This window comes from Bacillus sp. TH17, from assembly GCF_016651125.1.
Classification (GTDB): Bacteria; Bacillota; Bacilli; order Bacillales; family Bacillaceae_G; genus Bacillus_A; species Bacillus_A mycoides.
The window spans coordinates 2,104,006-2,124,326 of the sequence record NZ_JAEKEN010000001.1 but is presented as its reverse complement, the minus strand read 5'-3'; the positions used below and the strand labels follow the sequence as shown (position 1 = coordinate 2,124,326).

The 20,321-nt window shown below is 32.7% G+C and carries 17 protein-coding genes and 4 pseudogenes; 6 read left to right on the top strand and 15 right to left on the bottom strand.

Features of this window, described 5'->3' with window-relative positions; all coding sequences use genetic code 11:
- The first annotated feature begins 258 nt into the window (after positions 1 to 258).
- A pseudogene (locus JFT95_RS10720) lies at positions 259 to 1,595 on the top strand (multicopper oxidase family protein).
- Between the two features lie 104 nt (positions 1,596 to 1,699).
- On the opposite strand, the gene JFT95_RS10715 reads toward JFT95_RS10720, so the two are convergent.
- The 3 genes and pseudogenes from JFT95_RS10715 to JFT95_RS10705 form a co-directional block, all read right to left on the bottom strand.
- Positions 1,700 to 2,197, bottom strand: a complete 498-nt coding sequence (locus tag JFT95_RS10715) for a DUF421 domain-containing protein (protein WP_201052200.1) — start codon at positions 2,195 to 2,197, stop codon at positions 1,700 to 1,702.
- A pseudogene (locus tag JFT95_RS30005) lies at positions 2,181 to 2,454 on the bottom strand (hypothetical protein). Before JFT95_RS30005 ends, JFT95_RS10715 begins: the two are co-directional and overlap by 17 nt.
- An 81-nt stretch (positions 2,455 to 2,535) precedes the next feature.
- Positions 2,536 to 3,462 (bottom strand): zinc-dependent alcohol dehydrogenase, encoded by a 927-nt coding sequence (locus JFT95_RS10705; protein ID WP_201052199.1) that lies wholly within the window; start codon positions 3,460 to 3,462, stop codon positions 2,536 to 2,538.
- A gap of 118 nt (positions 3,463 to 3,580) precedes the next feature.
- Here JFT95_RS10705 and JFT95_RS29550 point away from each other — a divergent pair.
- A pseudogene (locus tag JFT95_RS29550) lies at positions 3,581 to 3,822 on the top strand (hypothetical protein).
- Positions 3,823 to 3,857: 35 nt separating this feature from the next.
- Here JFT95_RS29550 and JFT95_RS10700 read toward each other — a convergent pair.
- Complete coding sequence (locus tag JFT95_RS10700) at positions 3,858 to 4,061, bottom strand: hypothetical protein (RefSeq protein WP_000290880.1); 204 nt, start codon at positions 4,059 to 4,061, stop codon at positions 3,858 to 3,860.
- Between the two features lie 398 nt (positions 4,062 to 4,459).
- Between JFT95_RS10700 and JFT95_RS10695 the strand changes: the two genes are divergently transcribed.
- On the top strand, positions 4,460 to 5,113 hold the full coding sequence (locus JFT95_RS10695; protein WP_002127542.1) for a CPBP family intramembrane glutamic endopeptidase: 654 nt from the start codon (positions 4,460 to 4,462) through the stop codon (positions 5,111 to 5,113).
- 82 nt (positions 5,114 to 5,195) lie between these two features.
- Here JFT95_RS10695 and JFT95_RS10690 read toward each other — a convergent pair whose 3' ends face one another.
- The 4 genes and pseudogenes from JFT95_RS10690 to JFT95_RS10675 all read right to left on the bottom strand — a co-directional run bounded on the left by JFT95_RS10690 (position 5,196) and on the right by JFT95_RS10675 (position 9,264).
- Positions 5,196 to 6,074, bottom strand: a complete 879-nt coding sequence (locus JFT95_RS10690; RefSeq protein WP_002168316.1) for an SDR family oxidoreductase — start codon at positions 6,072 to 6,074, stop codon at positions 5,196 to 5,198.
- A gap of 142 nt (positions 6,075 to 6,216) precedes the next feature.
- On the bottom strand, positions 6,217 to 6,978 hold the full coding sequence (locus JFT95_RS10685) for a glycosyltransferase (protein ID WP_201052198.1): 762 nt from the start codon (positions 6,976 to 6,978) through the stop codon (positions 6,217 to 6,219).
- Between the two features lie 256 nt (positions 6,979 to 7,234).
- The gene (locus JFT95_RS10680; RefSeq protein WP_201052197.1) at positions 7,235 to 7,651 is read right to left on the bottom strand and encodes a VOC family protein; all 417 of its coding nucleotides are present in this window, start codon (positions 7,649 to 7,651) and stop codon (positions 7,235 to 7,237) included.
- Between the two features lie 243 nt (positions 7,652 to 7,894).
- A pseudogene (locus JFT95_RS10675) lies at positions 7,895 to 9,264 on the bottom strand (aminotransferase-like domain-containing protein).
- A 124-nt stretch (positions 9,265 to 9,388) separates the two neighbouring features.
- Here JFT95_RS10675 and JFT95_RS10670 point away from each other — a divergent pair.
- Positions 9,389 to 10,327 carry a DMT family transporter gene (locus JFT95_RS10670; protein ID WP_000185903.1) on the top strand — a complete coding sequence of 313 codons (939 nt, stop codon included), beginning with the start codon at positions 9,389 to 9,391 and terminating at the stop codon, positions 10,325 to 10,327.
- A 17-nt stretch (positions 10,328 to 10,344) separates the two neighbouring features.
- The gene (locus JFT95_RS10665) at positions 10,345 to 12,030 is read left to right on the top strand and encodes a M3 family oligoendopeptidase (protein WP_201052196.1); all 1,686 of its coding nucleotides are present in this window, start codon (positions 10,345 to 10,347) and stop codon (positions 12,028 to 12,030) included.
- Positions 12,031 to 12,106: 76 nt separating this feature from the next.
- On the opposite strand, the gene JFT95_RS10660 is transcribed toward JFT95_RS10665, so the two are convergent.
- Positions 12,107 to 13,183, bottom strand: coding sequence for a helix-turn-helix domain-containing protein (locus JFT95_RS10660; RefSeq protein WP_201052195.1), 1,077 nt, complete (start codon positions 13,181 to 13,183; stop codon positions 12,107 to 12,109).
- Positions 13,184 to 13,513: 330 nt separating this feature from the next.
- Between JFT95_RS10660 and JFT95_RS10655 the strand changes: the two genes are divergently transcribed.
- Positions 13,514 to 14,491, top strand: coding sequence for a phosphotransferase enzyme family protein (locus tag JFT95_RS10655; protein ID WP_201052194.1), 978 nt, complete (start codon positions 13,514 to 13,516; stop codon positions 14,489 to 14,491).
- Positions 14,492 to 14,605: 114 nt separating this feature from the next.
- On the opposite strand, the gene JFT95_RS10650 is transcribed toward JFT95_RS10655, so the two are convergent.
- The 6 genes from JFT95_RS10650 to JFT95_RS10625 form a co-directional block, all read right to left on the bottom strand.
- Positions 14,606 to 15,061, bottom strand: a complete 456-nt coding sequence (locus tag JFT95_RS10650; RefSeq protein WP_002127529.1) for a cupin domain-containing protein — start codon at positions 15,059 to 15,061, stop codon at positions 14,606 to 14,608.
- Positions 15,062 to 15,307: 246 nt separating this feature from the next.
- Complete coding sequence (lpdA, locus tag JFT95_RS10645; protein WP_201052193.1) at positions 15,308 to 16,687, bottom strand: dihydrolipoyl dehydrogenase; 1,380 nt, start codon at positions 16,685 to 16,687, stop codon at positions 15,308 to 15,310.
- Positions 16,688 to 16,889: 202 nt separating this feature from the next.
- Complete coding sequence (locus JFT95_RS10640; protein WP_201052192.1) at positions 16,890 to 17,486, bottom strand: TetR/AcrR family transcriptional regulator; 597 nt, start codon at positions 17,484 to 17,486, stop codon at positions 16,890 to 16,892.
- Between the two features lie 156 nt (positions 17,487 to 17,642).
- The gene (locus JFT95_RS10635) at positions 17,643 to 18,350 is read right to left on the bottom strand and encodes a phosphotransferase family protein (protein WP_201052191.1); all 708 of its coding nucleotides are present in this window, start codon (positions 18,348 to 18,350) and stop codon (positions 17,643 to 17,645) included.
- Between the two features lie 115 nt (positions 18,351 to 18,465).
- On the bottom strand, positions 18,466 to 19,260 hold the full coding sequence (locus JFT95_RS10630) for a VOC family protein (protein WP_201052190.1): 795 nt from the start codon (positions 19,258 to 19,260) through the stop codon (positions 18,466 to 18,468).
- A gap of 117 nt (positions 19,261 to 19,377) precedes the next feature.
- Complete coding sequence (locus JFT95_RS10625) at positions 19,378 to 20,211, bottom strand: alpha/beta fold hydrolase (protein ID WP_201052189.1); 834 nt, start codon at positions 20,209 to 20,211, stop codon at positions 19,378 to 19,380.
- Positions 20,212 to 20,321 lie beyond the last annotated feature (110 nt).

The window sequence follows — 20,321 nt, the reverse complement described above, 5'->3', positions numbered from 1 at the left end:
GTGCAAGCGATATAACAATGATTTTGTTGGTCAAGTATACAAACAATATAACATTCATTTAATAGAATATATTATATTACATGAAAGGAGATAGCTATATTTGGAATTAAAAAATTTATTGATCCCCTTCCGATTCCCTCTGCAATAAAACCTACAGGAACATATAAGGGTAAACCATTTTATGATGTACGTATGATTGAAACGCTACACAAGTTTCATATTGATTTACCAAAGACGAAAGTATGGGGTTATAATGGAATGGTACCTGGTCCAACGTTTGAGGTGAAAAAAGATCATCCTGTATATGTGAGATGGTCAAACGATTTACCTAAAAAACACTTCTTACCTGTTGATACAACCGTTCATGGGGCGCATGATAACCCAGAAGTACGAACTGTTGTACATTTACATGGAAGCCCAAGTGAACCAGATAGCGATGGTCATCCAGAAGCATGGTTTACGAAAAACTTTCAACAAACAGGACCTAGTTTCGTAAAAGAGATTTATCAATATACGAATCGAGAACGAGCAACCGCCCTTTGGTATCATGATCATGCACTTGGGATTACTCGTTTAAATGTATATGCGGGTCTCGCAGGACTTTACTTGATTCGTGATAAAGAAGAAAAATCACTACCCCTACCTAAAGGGAAATACGAGATACCACTTATCGTTCAAGATAAATCTTTTAATCCGGACGGTTCCCTATTTTATCCTGCTCAACCTGAAGATCCATCACCAGGTTTACCATACCCTTCTATTGTTCCTCTATTTTTAGGAAATACAATTGCAGTTAACGGGAAAGTATGGCCATTTTTAAAAGTTGAGCCCCGCAAATATAGATTTCGTTTATTAAACGCTTCTAATACTCGCACATACAAGTTCCAATTAAGTGACCTTAGCTCATTCTTTTTAATAGGAACTGATGGAGGCCTTCTTAAACGGCCGATTAAAGTACAAAGTTTAGATGTTTCACCAGCAGAGCGTATTGACATTATTATTGATTTTTCAAGGTTTGAAGGAAAAAAGTAGTTTTACAAAATGGAATTGATTTAGATAATCCAACTGGTGAGATAATGGAGTTCCAAGTAACGAAACCATTATCCTGCCCAGATAAAAGTAAAATCCCATGCAAATTAAGTAACATTGACTTTATTCCCGTAGAAAAAGTAAAGAAAGTAAGACGATTAACATTAAATGACTCAGAGGATGAATTTGGACGTCTCATGCTTTTATTAGATAATAAAGAATGGGACGATCCAGTGACAGAAACACCTTTATTAAATTCTGTTGAAATATGGGAGTTAGTAAATTTGACCGTTGGGATTCATCCTATTCATATACATCTAGTTAATTTTCAAGTTCTTGATCGTCATGATTTGAATGGAAACTTATTAAATCCTCTCCCAGCTGATTTTGAATTAAAAGATACCGTGCTTGTAGCAGGTGAACAGACCGTCCGAATCATAATGAAGTTTGAGCCCTATTCTGGAGATTATGTATGGCACTGTCATCGTTTAGAGCATGAAGACCATGATATGATGAGACCGTTAAAAATCATACCTTCCAATCTTAATAGACACAAATTAAATTGATAGATACATTAAATAACACGAAAGTCCCTTCAGGATTACTGAAGGGACTATTACACGTTTGCGAAAAGTGCCTTTATGTACAAGAAGCGCTTTTCAGTCTAAAACTATTTTTTCAGATTACATTTCTCTAGAAGCTTTTCTAGCATTTCCAAAGTAACTGGTTGTGCCTTAGTAGTTAGTTGATACCCAATCCGTCCATTCGTTTCTACAGTTGCTTGTTGTAAATTCTTGATTTCATGTATACCTTTTTCTCTCAGATGCATAAATAATTGTTGTTCTGACATTTTCGCGCGTAATAAATTCTTTTTTAAGATTTCTCCGTTTTCTATAACAATAATGCTATTTCCATTTAGAAACTTTTCTACTTTTCGTGATTTCAATTCAAAAAAATGAATAATAAGTAAAACACTAGCAAAAATAAACGCAGCAAAAATAGATGGGCCTACTTTCCTACTTAATATAGGTTCTACAATAATACGTCCTATAGAAACCACAATAATAATTTCAGCTCTCGTCATTTGGCTAACAGATTTACTACCTGTCAATTTTAAAACAATAATTCCAGTGAGGATTAAAATAATGCTTTCAAAAAGTATATTCATTACAGCCCAATCCTTTAATAGTGGATTTTACTAGTATTCCCATTAAAGGATTTTTATGATATTTTAAAGTATCCATTCTCTTTACATGCCTTATTCTTTGAAGCACCTCTCTCCCAGCTAGTAATGGTAAAGCATCAACTTTCTTCATTTGCTTCTACTTGTGATTCGTTACGAATCATTGCATACACAGTATGACCTTCTTTTATTGGCATTGGTATTAAAGAACGTGCTGTTGCACCTGCTACAAAAATTTTCATATGTGTTCCTTCTTATTTTGAATATCATAATTGAGAAAAGACATATATAAGGTATGTGACAAATATTTGGCTAGTTTTTCATTATTCATATGAAACGTATACTTTTAAAGGATTAATTATCCCTTGACTCAGTTCCTCAAAACATTGTATGAGTGCAGTATAATGTATTTCATGTTGAAAAATTTCTTCTATAAATGGTGTTTGTTCTATTTTTCTAAAAAAACAATCTGCATGTTTTTGATAATCGTATCCGTCACTTGACCCTATGATTTGCAATTCTTTCCGATAAAAGTCGGCGGTTAATGTTAGTTCTACTTTATTACCATCAGAAAGTATACATATTACACCATTACTGTTAAGTGCTTTTTGCAATGTACGGAATCCGCTATTTGTAGCTGAACATTCGAAACCGTAACTATATGTTTCTATTATTTTCTCTTCTGAATCATATATGTTTTTTGCACCAAATTTCTTTGCAAATTCTCTCCTATTTCTATTAGGTTCAACAACATCCACATGATCAACACCTACATAATATTTTAAGAAATAACATGTGAGTAAACCCATAACCCCCATGCCAGTTATTAGTACTTTTTTATCCTGTAGTGGGTTTAATTTTAATACTCCTTTAGCAGCATCACATGACAGAATGGATAATAAGGCAACTTTAGGCTTTATATAACTAGGTACTCGAGTTACTTTATGTCCCTTAACTATTCCTATCGTTTGATGCCCATAAAAAGAAACTACTTTATCGCCTACGCTTAAATTTGTTACTTTACTACCAACTTGAATAACCTCACCATAACTTTCATATCCAGTTTCTCTCGGATATAAAGGATTAACATCTGAAATATCCGATTCTTTATACTGTGGTAACTCTGTCCCAATACTTATTGCACCTGCGATTGTTTTAACGATAATTTCATCATCCTGTATGGGCCTAATTTCACCCGTTTCCCACTTTAACTGTTTAGATCCTTCTAAAACTAATTTATATTGTTCCATTGAAATCCTCTCACTTTATAAAAATATATTCACACTAAACTTTAAGCTATAATAATCAATATGAAAGATTCATCCAAAATTAAAGCTATAATGTTGGCTAGCAACCAATAGTGATAACATGATAATTGAATTTGATGGATATGGAATTAATGAGTATGTTATTGGTCATAACTGTTCTATCAGTAAGTTAAAAAAATGTATTTTAACGTAAAAAATGAAGAGTTATCTAATGAGGAGCTTATAAATTTATTTTGTGTACGTTATCATTTTGAAAACATTCCAAAGTCATTACAAGAAGACATTAAGACCGATGTCGTCATTGACTTAGATACGGACTATATTTATATCCCTAATAGATAACAATAACCCAGTAAACTAAAATGGTTTAATGTAACTTACGATTCAGACAAGAATTTAATAAAATAAGTAATTGCCCAAATAGAAGTCGCGAATTGAGTGACAAAATACATTGTCCATTCGAAAGAAGTTAGTTTTCTCTCTCGTTTAATCTTCTTTAAGTATCTGTAAAATATTAATGTACTCAAAAACATAAGTAATAAAGAGAATTGTTGTAAATCATCGACTATACGTACCGCCATAGACTCCATCACCCTCCTATACAAAATATAGACTATACTTTAAGGATATCATTTTTTTGGTAATGATTCCCTATATATTTAATGAAGTTAAAAAATGTTTTATGCGATATATGTGTACAGATAATAAAGTTGTTTAATTTTGTTCTTAGAAATACATTAATCGCCTACTCATAAATTTGATGGGCGATTATTATTTTTGTTTAATAATTGCTTTATTTCAATCACGACATTAATAATAGGTTTTGGTCTAAATGATTCTTGCAAGGAATCTCCTAATCTTGGACTTACTGATTTGGAAAAATAAAATTATTATGATCGTCTCAATTACCATTATTTTGGAGAACAATGTGCTATTATATATTCGTAATCAATGAAATAATAAGAAAGAAGGGGTAGTTGTGGAAACAAAGATTATAGAAACAGAGAAGAAAATTGATTCGAAATCCCTTTTGGCTTTGGGATTATTAATTATTTCCGGGATTGTATATCAACTTTTCGCAGTGTTAGGAGATAATATACCTGAAGTATTGAGGATGATTCTTGAAGCTTTATGGAATCTTGTATTATGTGGAATTATAGGATACTATTTTTTAGGAAAAATATCATTAGAGCAATTTAAACATTTTAATTTCAAGACATTACTTTGGGGTTTGCCTTTAACAATTATCGTAGGTATGGCTTCCAACTTAATATTCAGTTACATTTTTGAACCTGCAACTAAAAATTCCGTTGCTGAAGTAATAAGTATTTCTATGATTTTATTCCGTGTACCCTTTATGTTAATGGGTGAAGAGTTGATTTGCACTAATATAATTATCGCATTACAAAAATTAGGATTAAAATTTGGCACGGCATCATTAATATGTAGTTTGTTGTTCGCTTTGTGGCATATTCCAGCTTATGGTTTTGTGCCAATGCAGTTATTAATAACTATAATCCCAATTAGATTAGCACTAAATTATATATGGAAAAATTCAAAAAGTATTTGGGTAAGTTGGATTTGTCACTTTATTTTTGACTGTATTTCATTTGTACCAATGCTTTTTAAATAACCATTTTATTTTTAAAAGGACTTTATTATTTGCGTATTGTATAAAGAACAAGAGCACTCAGCTATTGAGTGCTCTAAAAACATTAATTTTGATTCAAAACATTCTCCTCAAAATATTTCCCCCAATCTGGGCGTCTTCCATCCATATCTGTAAATCCATACTCTCTTCCTAATTCCCATGAACTTAACGCTCGTCCCGTTTTTTCATGAACATTTGGATCACTTGCTAAAGCTGCTACTGCTCTTCCAACAAAGAAAGGAGTTTCTGATGCGATAAAATGAGGGTCTTGTTTAGCTCCTTCTCGCCAATTCTCCTCTGTTACACCAAATATATCTAACATCGCTTCTGAACGAAGGAATCCTGGACTAACTGCGACAGCTGTAATATTGTGTTGTTCTAAATCTTTCGCCATAGCTTCTGCTAAATGAATTGTTGAGACTTTTGCTAAACTATAGTACAAATTACCTCGATATTGATAATCGACTCCATCTGTAATTTCAATAACAAGTCCCATTTTATTTTTCACCATTAATGGTACACCGTAATGGCTTGTCATTATATGAGAATGAACAGCTCTTTGTTGCATAAGTAGTCCGTTATGTAGGTTGTGTTCCCAGAAAGGTTTCTCCCATTCTGTTAAAGGATCGCCGCCCCAAACATCGTTTACTAAAATATCAAGCTGTCCATTTTGTTCGTCTTGAATCTTTGTAAATAATGCTTTAATATCTTCTTCTACCGTATGATCAACACGAACTGCGATTCCTTTTCCGCCTTGCTTTGTAACAAGCTCTGCCGTTTCTTCAATCGTTTCAGTTCTTCCCATACAGGATAAATTCCCTTTTGTACTTCTTCCTGTTACATATACAGTTGCACCGGCTTCACCAAGCATCATCGCAATACCTCTTCCGGCGCCTCGTGTTGCTCCGGCCACAACTGCTATTTTACCTTGTAATGGTTTCATGTGATTCTCCTTAGTTGCTATGATCAAGTTTAATTAGTTAGAGTAATACATTTTAAAGTAAATTTACCACAAACTCAACTTGCAGTTATTTATCTTGATTCACCAGTTCATTTGAGGGTGATTTGTTTAGGAATCTTCACAGTTACCTTTCTTGGGTATCATAATATGTTTTATCTGCGTATTTTTTATCCTTTCCTTTTAGATAAGCTAAGATTACTTTTGGATTTTTAAGTAAAGCCCAGTCTCCATATTTATCAAATCTTCTGCATGAAGTTATCATTCCATTTTTAATTGTACCGAATTTCTTATTATTTTGCTTTCCCCATTCTTTTAATCGTTTAGCGAAATCTGCATCTTCGGCCATAAGCATGTTTTCATTAAATCCGTTGTTTGCCATAAAGTCTTTTCTATAGCACCAAAAAATCCCTACAGATATAGCTCCATACTTAAAAAGTAAGGGGATTATTATTAACATTGCGGAAACGAATATTCCTAAAGACATCCTTTCAAACTTCCCAGTTACCCCACCACCAATGTATTTACCTGAAGCTAAATATTTGTCTACATTAGACAACATAAACTCTGTCATTTGGGTATCAGCATCTATAGTAATGATTATTTCTCCACTAGCTATTTTGGCCCCTGCATTTCGGATTTTGGATAAGTTTTTATCGTTATTTTTTAATGTAATACAGTTATAAGACTTTGCTATTTCTTCTGTGTTATCTGTGCAGCGATTTAAAACAACTATGACTTCAGTTTGATCTTTATATGCCTCTGATGCCTTTGCAATTGAATCCAAACATTTTTTAATGTACTTTTCTTCATTGTGTGCAGGGATTATAATTGAAAACTTCACATCTTTTTTTAAATTTACTCCTGAAAATTCGTTTGTTTCAGTCATAATATTCCCCCTTATTTTATAAAGTAAATATCTACTATATATATTAATAGTTATTAGGTTGTATTATAGAAACTGAAGGTAAACTGTTATTTAAGAGCTTACTCTCGAGTATTTTTTATTATATATCTTGGATTTACTTTACGTTTACGAACCTAAAACAAGCATAACCCCGTTCTGTTTTTAAGAAAGGGGTAAAATAATATGAATTAAATTTGATTAGCATTGCACCCTATACCTTGTAGTGCAACAGCGATGTTCACGCTTTTTCGTTCGAAATCAGCACATCTAAATAGTGCTGATTGTACATAATGCCTAATATGTTTCCGAAGGGATCAACTACGGAAGCCGTGATGAATCCCACGCCGCGCTCTGTAGGTGCCTCATACTCTTTTGCTCCCATAGACAGTAGCTTATTGAAAGTTGCTGTTACATCATCAACATGCCAGTACACTATAGAGCCAGATGGGCCGGTCACTGAATCAGCTGGCGCATAACGGCTATCGATTAAACCTAGCTCGTGTTGGTAGTCGCCAATGCGAAATTCGGCATATCCTGGACGTTCAAAGTATGGTTCACTTCCTAATAGGTCAGCGTACCATTTCTTTGCGGCTGCTAGATTATCTGTCCAAAAACTAACTGTGGTTAGCCCTCGTAATGTCTGTGTATTGCTCATAATCGATCTCCTCCATAATGTTGAGTAATATTTCCACATACTAAACCGAAATAACACCTTCTGAATTACCTTTAATTCACATATAAATAACCCATTCTCTTATCCACATTCAAGAAAATACCCTTTTAATGGAAGATCATGAACGTAACGATTTTTTTGTAATTAAACAATAATATTGTGAATCAATAAGAGCAATACATACAAAAAAGGCTATTCTATTCAAAACACACCCCCTCATAATTTTTATTCTTTTTTAAACTGAAAATCCACACGGTTCGTTCGTTTTATTTCCCCAATTACTTTGCCAATCCCTTCTTCAATCTTTTCTTCTTTTACATTAGATACATTTAACTTTAACAATCTCTCTTTATGAAAGTTACTTAAATAATTTTTATCAATAGAATCTATACTTATTTGACTCTTGCTTAAATTTTTAATAAATGTGTCCGTGACTATATTTTTTTCAACTGTAAACAAGTGTGTATTCCAATTGGATCTACTGTTCTAGAAGTAAACAAATGTGGATTTTCATTTTGAACACCTTCTACTACTGCCGCTAGTTTTTTTGACCTATTGTAGTAAGATGCTTTTATTTTATGTTTATGCCGATCAAACATTCCGCTCTTTATGTAAATTTCTAAAGCAGCTTGCGAAATCATAGGACTATCGATATCTAAAATCTTTTTATACTTATAAAAGGCATCTGCAATGGATTGCGGGATGACTGCAACACCGACTCGCAAACCAGGAAAGATGATCTTCGAATAACTTTTTAAATATATAACATGATTACAATTATCTTGGCTGTAAAACGGATCTACTTTTGAATCAGTTTCTAAATCTGCTAAATAATCATCTTCCACTATAAATACATTATACTTCTTGGCCAATAGCACGATTTTTTCTTTCTCATCTTTAGAATAAGACGTTCCAAGTGGATGATGATATCTCGGTATCGTATAAAAGAATTTTATTTTTCCTGTTCGAAATATACGTTCTAATTCATTCAAGTCGATGCCTTCATTCGTACGTTTAATGCCGATTACAGGAATTTTATTTATTTCTACATATTCAATATATAAATGATATGTTGGCTGTTCAATTAATATCGTTTCGTTTTCATTCGGAAATGGTATAGAAGTTAGTATTGCAAGCGCCTGCTGCACACCTGACGTTATAAATATATTGTCTTCCTTTGTGAAAACTTGATAGTTTGCTAACTGTTTTTGCACAACCGAAATTAAAGATGGTAACCCTTTCGGTGTTCCGTATATAAACAAATCATTCTTATAGGTATCAATCGCTTTATTAATGCAATGCTGAAAATCTAAGTATGGAAAAACATCTGGATCTGGGGCCGAAGAAGCGAAATCAATAATCTCGTTACTTTCTACGTAACTTCCAGATTTCTTAACAACGTAGTACCCACTTTGAGGTACAGAATAAATAATATGACGCTTTTCCAATTCATACAGCGCTCGTATTACAGTCGCCTTATTACATTCATATTGTGTAACAAGCGACCGTATAGACGGTAATTTCTTTCCTTCTTTTATCTCACCATTTTGAATCATACTTTCTAAGTCGTTCAAAACATGTAAATATTTATACATCATTACACCTCCTATTTTTTTGTACCGGTACAGTTTGTATTTGTTCACATTGTAGCACTAGATCAGAAGGATTACTATGTACGTATACTGGCCAGTAAGAAATCAACTACTATGAGGTGGAATTATGACAAATACAACAAAAGCATATATATCAGCATTACTCTATTCATTTATTATTGGGTTTTCATTTATGTTTGTGAAACTAGCACTAACCATTACGAGTCCTCTTGATACTCTGGCTCACCGTTTTACAGTTGCCTTCATAGCAGCAACCATTCCGGTTATTTTCGGTTTTGTAAAGTTAAATATATCATTTAAAAACATACTTACACTTTTACCACTCGCAATATTTTATCCAGCATTGTTCTTTGCTTTCCAAGCATTTGGCTTAGTATATACAAGTTCATCTGAAGCTGGAATTATACAAGCAGCGATCCCTATATTTACGATGATACTAGCTTCCTATTTTTTAAAAGAATATACGAATACATGGCAAAAAACATCAGTATGTATTTCTGTCATAGGTGTCATTTATATATTTGTTATGAATGGTATAGGGGCTCATGAAACGAGCTTTATCGGTGTTATTCTCATTTTATTATCGGCATTATCATCTGCTTGCTACAATGTATTAGCTCGAAAAATGACAAAGAAATTCAAGCTGATGGATTTAACATACACAATGACAGCAATCGGTTTTATTAGTTTTAATTTCATCGCAATCATTGACCATATGAACAAAGGTACAATAACTGTATACTTTAAGCCATTTACGAATGGAACATTCCTTATCTCCATTTTATATTTAGGATTACTATCTTCCTTACTGACAGCATTATTATTAAACTATTCGCTATCTTATATTGAAGCAGCCAAAATAAGTGTTTTTAGCAACTTATCTACACTTATTACCATTATCGCAGGCGTTGTATTCTTACACGAGCAAATTGCCTACTATCATATTGTCGGTACACTTATGATTGTTCTTGGAGTAATAGGCACAAATTTTCTAGGAAAAAAAGGAATCATAGCGAAAAAGAAGAATACCTCCTTGAGTAAATAAAAAGTGAGGGGTAAATAATGCAGAACTCTAATACGATCGATATCCGTAATATACATGAGCTAGAGAACGAATTATCTACTTTATTAAGTAAACCCATTTCTTCAGGAGAAGATTTAGAAAATTGGCTGAAAACACAGTCGAAATTAATATGGGAAATCGAAGAACAATTGAGATCACACTATATTGACTTTCAATGTAATACAGATAACAAAGAAATAAAAGATACGTTTGAATATGATCAACAATATGTAAGGCCTCTTTTGAAACGTTATCAAAATTCCTTTGATAATAAATATTTAGAGTCACCATTTCGAATGCAACTTGATCCAAAAACTTATAGCTTACTAGATAAAAAAATAAAAAATGCGCAAACATTATTTTGTGAAAAGAACATTGATTTAGAAGTAAAAGAAGACAAATTAGCAACCGAGTACTTCGAAATTACAGGCAGTTTGACTGCACTATGGGATGGCGAAGAAAAAACAATTACTGAACTACAGTCTTACTTACAAAATCCGAATCGTGATATACGAAAAAAAGCAAAAACGCTCATTTCTGAAAAATTCTTATCTGTTGAAAATAATTTACAACATATTTTAAATGAATTAATTGCAATCCGTCACCAAAAGGCAAAAAACATTCAATTAGATAATTATCGTGATTATATGTTTAAAAAACATGAACGTTTTGATTATACGGCTGATGATTGCTATGAACTTGCAGAATCCGTTCGTAAATACGTTGTGCCACTTATTGATAATATATTTAATGAGAAAAAAGCTGAACTTCAAGTAGATACACTTCGTCCGTGGGATCTAAAAGCAGCCGCACCAAATCAAAAAGTATTAAAACCCATTGAAGACGAGAGTGATTTAATCGAAAAAAGTTCTCATATTTTACAAAAACTAGACCCAGAATTTTCTGCATTATTGAGCCGTATGCATAAAAATGATTGCTTAGATTTAGAAAGTCGTAAAGGAAAAGCACCTGGAGGATTTTGCGAACACTTACCTGCTTCTCAATTATCTTTTATTTTTATGAATCTCAATCATACACATTATGATGTTACTACTTTCCTCCATGAAATGGGCCATAGTATTCATAATGAATGTATGAAGCAGCTAAAGCTACAAAAATATTTAGAAATCCCTTCAGAATCAGCTGAGCTAGCCAGCATGACAATGGAATTGTTTTCGATGGAGTATTGGGATACATTTTATGAGAATACAGAAGAATTTATAAAAGCAAAATTAGATTTCTTTAAAGATATTGTTAAGTATTTACCACAAATGCTTATCGTTGATCAATTCCAACATTGGATGTATGAAAATCCAAATCATACTGCTAAAGAAAGAAATGAAAAATATTTAGAATTACATAACACTTACCAATCGAATGTGGTAAATATTGAAGGTTATGAAAACTGGATAGCAACTGGCTGGTTACCTGTACTACACATATTCGAAATACCATTCTATTATATCGAATATGCAATCGCGCAACTTGGTGCATTGCAAATGTATAAACAATACAAAGAGAATCCTAAACAAGCACTACAAAATTACAAAAAAGCATTATCTCTAGGTAGCTCTGAATCCTTACCAGAGGTATATGAAGCAGCTGGAATTCGTTTTGATTTTTCTAGTGAGACAATAAAAGAATTAATGGCATTTGTAGAAGAGGAATTAAATTTACTTGAATAAATATAAGTAAAAAAGATGCACCTATACTTTTAGGTGCATCTTTTTTACTGTATTCTCTTCTAATTATTTTCAATTTTCATCTCGCTTTATTAATAAGCTCTATATATTGTAGGTCCCCATATCCTATTGTTTGGAAAAGATTAAACATCCTTTTTAGTAACTCTTGTGTTGGTAAATCTTTATTTTTGGAGATATACTTTACTACTACATTATTTTCTTTTAGCATCTCTAAATATAAATCTATCGCCTGATACATTACAGGTAGTATCTCATGAGATGGCTTTTTATGATTTACTAGAACTTCATTGTAAACAGAAAAATAGTTCCCTAATTCAAGTTCAATTTGACTTACTTTAAATTCATCCTCTCTGAAGCTATTTAAGTATACTTTTCCCTTATAATCAGACTGTTCAAGGTAAGAAAGTACGGTAAGTAGATTCATTTGGCAAAACATATCCTCACCAAACCATAAAACGATACATTTATACTCTTTTTTAAAAAGATTCTCTAAAGGATGAATAACCTTTTTCATATAATTTTCTACAGTACCTTGGTGTCCTTCTGCCCTTGTTTTAATAAACTCATCATCAAAAATCTGTGCAGTAGTCGCATTTACACACATAGCTTCATTAAATGGAGCGTAATCAGACTCTCCCATTAGTCTTTCACTTTTAAATTCTTCATACATAAATTGACCATTTAATATGTTTAGTACATCTTTATCAAACAGCCCACTCTTCGCATTCCGTAACTGATTAACTTCAATTTTTCTAGAAAAATTCATTCTATCCCACTCCTTGCCATCATTGATTGAGAGTTTAATAAATGATTGAACCGGTATTTTGTTAAGTTGGAATTTTCCTGGGGTTATACCAAAAACAGTTTTAAATGCTCTACTATAAGCCTCTTGCGAAGAGTAATCGTAATCAAATGCGATATCAATTATCTTTCTATCATTCGTCAAATCTTCCGTTGATAAATACAATCTTCTAAGAAGAATATATCGTCTAATACTTATCCCTGTTACTTGATGAAATTTAAACGAACAGAAGTAAGGAGAATACCCCATATAATCAGATAATTTATCTAATGAAAACTCCTTTTTTAAATTGCCCTCAATCCATTCAATCATTAGCTGTATATGTTCATTCATTTATCTCCCTCCTCACTAAATATTATAAGAAGTATCCACTTCTTTCTTTTGATATTTCTTGTGGTTTATAACATTAACCACCCTCTAGAACCTTTAAATATCATATGTAATTACTCATTTCATATTTTTTCAGCTATCTTATTTTTCCATACATTTACTTAACTTTCTAATAAAGTGAAACTTTAATCAGTGGGAAGTTTGTTCCTCCCCACTGATTATTATCCCATACTAATCGGACTTTTACGTGATAAATCTTTTTTAAAGGATTCTACCAAATAAAACACGAAATTTGTAAGTTAAGGAACTAGTAGTTTTGTAAGTGGAAAATTTATGTTTGGAAAGGAAGTTAAAATGAATAATATAGAAAAAGAGATACTTAAACTAATTAATAAACTATATCCATTGGATTTTATTGAAATGAAACCAATAACAAATGAAATGTATCAATGTCTCACAGCACAAGGTACTTACTTCGTTAGAATTACAAACTATAAAACATATGAAGAGCAATTAGAAGAAGTTACATATACGAAATTTTTATATCAAAAGGGCTTAGGAGTCCCTCCCATAATACCTTCTTTAAAGGGGAATTTAGTAGAGAAAATAACATTAGACAAAGAAGTTTTTGCTGTATTATATAAAGCTGCTCCTGGTATACATTTACCAAGAAACGAATGGAATTCTAATGTATTTAAAAAGCTTGGTCAACAAATTGGTAAATTACATCGTGCATCTAAAAATTTTGAAAGTATTGAACCAGTAAAACATATAAACGACTGGTATCAAAATGAAGAGTATAATTTTCTTAACTATATCCCAAAAGAAGAGACTACTATAAGAGAAATTGCATCTGACGTTTTAACTTCTATAAAGGAGCTGCCAAAGTCCACTTCAAATTACGGCTTAATTCATGGAGATTTATGGTTAGAAAACATATTAGTGGACAATGATTTAAATTTAACAATGATTGATTTTCAAGACTGTGAAAAACATTTTTACATATTCGATTTAGCTGTTCCAGTCTATAGCGCGATAGAATATTCTTTCGTTGGGAATGGTAACATAGTCGACTATGAGAATTCTATTACAAAAGCAATAATCGACGGATACCAGGAGGAAAATGATCTACCTATAGAAATGATAGAGCAGCTTCCATTGTTTATTAAATTAAAGGAGATATTCGAATATAGTTTAATGCATATGTATTGGAATAAAGAAGAGTTAACTGAGGAACAAGTACGAATAATGAACCTTTATAGAATAAAGATTGAAAAAAGCCATTCTTTAAACACAGTTGGTTTCCTATGAAGTACACCCAATTGTTACATTCAGTTTAACAATTGGGTGTACTTTTCTATAGATAAGTTTTCTTCAAAAGACAAAATACAAGGAGCGAAACGATATTTAATCGTACAGTGGCACCTATTTTTCAATCCATTCAACGGATTTATCTAACTTAATACCATCCTCGATATTACTTTCTTCCAAAGTATTTGCCCTAGCTTGAATACAAATAAAATAGAGAGGTTCACTTGAATTGTTACGCCAAATTCTTTCCCCCTCTTGTGCCACCCTTATGACAGTACCCTCTTTGATTTCAAGAATTTCATCATCAATCTTGAATTCCCCTTGTCCTTTGACGAAGATATACAGCTCTTCATTTTCTCTATGCTTATGATAAAAGGGCATTGAAATGCCTGGAGGGAAAACATTTAGTGAAACTTCCATCCCGGTACATTGTAAGTCATCTTTAAGAAATACCTTTCCAGGAGCTTTAAATGGATTTCCATTTTTATATTGAAGCAGATCCTCCCACTTTCCTACTTGAACAGCACTAAAATTTTTACCTTCCATTGTTGAATTAACAAATTGACTCATTTGTATTCTCCTCTCATATTTGTTTTCCATAATTCGACTTTTAATTCTCTAATAAATGAATAAATCCTCTCACAAAAAGAAACCGAACAGTCTCTTTTTCACGGTAAAAAAACGGCTCAATTAGCCATAATATGTTATTAAGAAGTTTATTAGTAAAGATTGTTTTTTACATATTTATTTATCTCTACATTTATTTTATTTAGAATTTCTAAAAAACGAAGCAATCCAATTTTTATTAATTAATATTTATTTAAAATTGTAAATTAAGGCCTCAGCAGCTTCCATCACAATCTCACTTAAAGTTAGTTGAGCATGTGGTGTTAATGCAATATCTTCAACTGTCATGCCTGATTCAATTGCTAAACCCATTTCGGCAATTATTTCTGATGCACCATTACCCACGATTTGAGCACCTACTAATACACCATCTTCTTTACGCACCAATAGCCTCAAGAACCCTTTTCCTTCATTTGATACAAGTGCACGACCGTTTGCTGAAAATGGGGATTGAATCACTTTTACTTCCATGCCTTCTGCCTTTGCTCGCTCTTCAGTATAACCAACTGTAGCTAATTCAGGATTTGTGAAACAAACTGCTGGAATTGCCAAGTAATCAACACATGATAGTTCACCAGAAATAGCTTCAGCAGCTACTTTTCCTTCGTAAAATGCTTTATGTGCAAGCTGTGGACCAGCAATAATATCACCGATAGCAAAAATGTTCGGAAGGTTAGTACGGCATTGTTGATCAACTTTTAATAAACCGCGGTCAGAAAACTCAATACCGATTTTTTCAAAACCCATATTTTCAGTATTAGGACGACGGCCAACCGTTACTAATACGTAATCAGCGTCAACTTTCTTTTCTTCACCACCAATTTCGTAGGTAACAATTACACCATTTTCAACTTCTTCAACACCTTTAGCGGATGCATCTACTATTATTGTAACACCTTTGTTTATAAGGTCTTCTTTCACAATTTGAGTCATTTGTTTATCGAAGCCAGTTAAAATATCTTTACCTCCTTCAATAATTGTTACTATAGAACCGAGGGAAGCGTAAGCAGAGCCCAATTCAGTACCAATGTAACCACCACCGATTACAACCAATTTACTTGGAACTTCAGTTAAACTAAGTGCACCTGTAGAGTTAATCACACGTTTTGTAAATTTAAATGCTGGAATTTCAACTGGGCGTGATCCAGTAGCTATAATTGCATTTTTAAATGTATATGTTTGAGCTGCATCTTTATTGGTTACTCGTATAGTATTAGCATCCATGAAATAAGCTTCACCTTTTATCACTTCTACTTTATTGCTTTTTAATAACCCTTCTACACCACCTACTAATTTCTTTACAACGTTGTTTTTAAATTCTTGTACTTTTGCAAAATCAACATTTACACCAGAAGAAAAAATACCCATATTTTCTGAATGCTTTGTTTCCTCAAAACGATGACCTACAGAAATAAGTGCCTTAGATGGAATGCAGCCGACGTTAGCACATACGCCACCAAGATTCTCTCTTTCTATAATTGCCACTTGTTTCCCTAATTGTGAAGCTCTTATTGCAGCAACATATCCTCCAGGTCCAGAGCCAATTACGATTGTTTCTATTTCTCTCATATCCTTTTTCACACTCCTCCAAAAATTAGAAACAGGTAGGCCGAAATTGTTCATACTCTACACATTTTTCAATTTACTATTTTGTATTAGTACCATTCTTCTCTCATCCGTTTTTTCATAGTTCCATTATGGAATTTCTATTAAGTGATCACCCCCTAAAAAAGAAACCGAACAGTCTCTTTTCAGCGATAAAAATTACGGCTTACTTGGCCGTAATTTGTTTTTCCAATTCATCTAAAAGTCGTGACGATACTGTATCAATATAGACTGTATCTTGGTATAAGCGTGACAAGGCAAGTGCTCCTTCAAGAGAAGAAATCCAGATGATAGCAATCTGCTTTGCTTGAATATCTGGTTTTAACTCTCCTTGCTCAATTCCATACGTAATAATCTTTTCAATTATTCCAAGTAATTGATTCATCGCTATCTGTGCTTGTACTGCCATGAGAGGATGGGAATCATCTGCTTCTAACGTTACGTTCATGATTGGACACCCTCCAGGAAGAGGATCATTATTAATGAGAGATGTAAAAACTGAAATAAAAGTTTTTAACTTATCCAACGTATTGGATGCTTTTTTTATCTCTTCGACATAACGCACTCCCATTTGTGAAGTTGCGTGCTGAAAGGCTTGAACAGCCAAGTCATCTTTATTTTTAAAGTGACGATAAATACCACCCTTCTCCAGCCCAGTCTCTCGCATAATATCAGAAATTGAAGAACCACTATAGCCCTTTACATTAAACAGAGCAGAGGAACGATCAAGAATCATTCTTTTTGTTAATTCACCTTTACGCATTGTGTCCTCCTAAAAGAAAACGTTTGGTCTCTTTTAAGTATATGACAAACCGAGAAGAATTAGCAAGAAAAATAACGAAGAGAATCAATGAGTAAAAAAATAAATGATTCACTATTTTAATAGGGATCAAAATAAATACTTGAAAACATCTTTTATTTACAGAGGTGTACTCTCTGCCAATCTAGCTGCGCTAATAATAGAAGCCCACTGGAAAATTTCATCTCTTAATAAACCTGTTTTTTTGCAATATATATGTAAATACATTTCAGCTAATTCCACTGAATTCTGTGAATACAATAAGTATGTCCGAAACACATCTGCACGAATATCACCTGAACTAGCATCAACCCAATCTATAATATTCACATCACCATTACTCATAATTAAATTAAACGGATGAAAATCACCATGACATAATCTAGGTTCAAATGTGATTGAATCTAACTTTTTTAATATATTTCCCTTTTGTTTTTCATCCAGATCATGTACGGAGTTAATTTGACGATAAAGCCTCTTTTCCATCAGCTCTATTTCATCCGATCTCACATAGATCGCATGAATCTTTTGTTGTACACTAACACATATACTTATGTAATGCTCCGCTTTACTCAAATTATTAAGCAAAAGCTCACCAACACTTTCTCCTTCTACATATTCCATAATAATAGCTTGTCTACCTTGTATCTCTGTAACTTCAAATACTTTAGGAACGTGTAAACCACATGAATATGCATACTTTTGTTTTTGTGCTTCGTATAGAGATTCTGTATTAGGGAGGCATTCTTTAAACAATTTCACAACTTTATTATCACAAAGATAAATTTCAGCCGTATTTCCTTTGGCTATCGGATTTCCTAGATTCAATTCATTTCTCTCCTTACAGTAAATTAGAATAACGCTTTATAGTCCTCTATAAATTCAGTGTAATTATACTGAAACCCTTCTTCATGAAAATAAAAAAACTTCCCCCTCCCTATAATTATATAGAAAGTGGTAAGTTTAATTTTCTAGGAATATCGGAATGAAACTCCGGTGTATGCAAAACAGAAAATGAATACCCTTGTTGAATAAACACTACTTCAGTATATTTACTTTCAAATGGAACACCATTTTTCTTAAAGTTATTTTGGATTTGTTGTAAAAACGCATGATCCGGTTTTCCGAATGAAACATGTACTTTCGGTGGTAAAGCTTTCATCGCGATTGGAATCCACGGTCGCTGCCACCAGGTTGCAACGATATATGCAGTGCCACCTATAACAAAGTTGAAAATATCCCCATCTTCCTTCGTTTTCATGTCTAGATTTGATTTCAACCATTCCGTAAATACAGGTACACTTTTAACCGGAAGACCAATTTCCCTTACGTATAAAATGTTTAACGGTGAATGCGGGACTAATACATCTTCTTTAACATAACTATGTGCGATAATTTCGAGAAGATTTCCATCACCATCTTTAAAGTATAAATTAAATAGACCATTCTCCTCACCAATTGTATGACCATCTTTCCATTTCACAATGAGTAATCCAGACTCTTTAAGCCATTTTGCCGTTTCATGAAATTTTGAATATGGGATCTCAAAAGCGAAATGCGCAGGTGCAATTGGTTCATATACTTCTTGAAAACTAATTGTTGTATACGGTGTTACTTCAAATTGAATGTATGATGCGGTTTCTTTTTTTATTGGAAAAGATAATATGTCTTTATAAACTTGTTTTACCCCTTCTATAGAAACCGTTTGTAGTTTTATATCTGATATATGTGTAATCACTTTACATTCCCCCTTGTTTCTTATTATCTATTCTTATTGTATTACACTTATAAATAGATAAAATCAAACCGAAGGGTGGATTTTTCGTGTAAAAACTACAACTTTAGTATGAATATGTTAGCTCCAATTACTTTTTATTTCCTCTATAACAACTTCTGGTTTATCCCAGTGTAACAAATGTGTAGTATCAGAGATTAATTTTACTTTCGCGCCAGTTTTTAACTTGAAAATTTTTACTGTCTTTTCTCTATAATCATCCCATATCTGCGGTAGTGTAGCTCGAAGTAATATAATATTAGATGGTAACTTCTCGTAAATATCTATCGTTTCATCTTTATGCATACCTCTTATTATATTACCAGCTGTTGTACCTCTCGCATGCCAACATACTTTATTATCCATTTCAATCCCTAGGTCTTTTACAGCAACTTCTACTAATGGAGACCACCTAGTATATGCTTCTTTTTCACTTTTGAAAAATCCACCCCAATTATTAAAAATATATTCTTCAAAATCCTTTTCGTAATACGCGATTTCCTCTTCAAGCGTTTCTTCTTGAAGCCTTTTTGTTTGATATCCACCATCAATAAGAATACTTCCTAGTACTTTTTCTGGATTATTTAATAAATAAAATAGTGCTACAAAACTTCCCCACGAATGTGATAAAAAATAGAAATGTTCAATTCTCAGTTCATTTATTATTTCATTTAACCAGTTTGCTAAATTCAGCATCTCATAATCTTCCGTTCTTTCAAAGGGCGGTGTTTTACCATGCCCAGGTGCATCAATGGAGATAAATCTATACTCTTCCTTTAATTCCTCTGCAATTTCTATAAAACTTAAACTCGTACTACCTAACCCATGTAAACAAAAGATAACGGGCTTTTCATTATTTCCCCACTCAGTAATATGCGCGTTTATTTTTTCGTTGTTAATATAGTAACGTTTCAAAATAATTATCCCCTATATTTCAATTTTTAGATTACCACTTTACCTATTTCTATGATTTTTAAGTTTCCCCTGCATTCTTTTCCACAAAAAAAGCTGATTTTCTTTTAAAG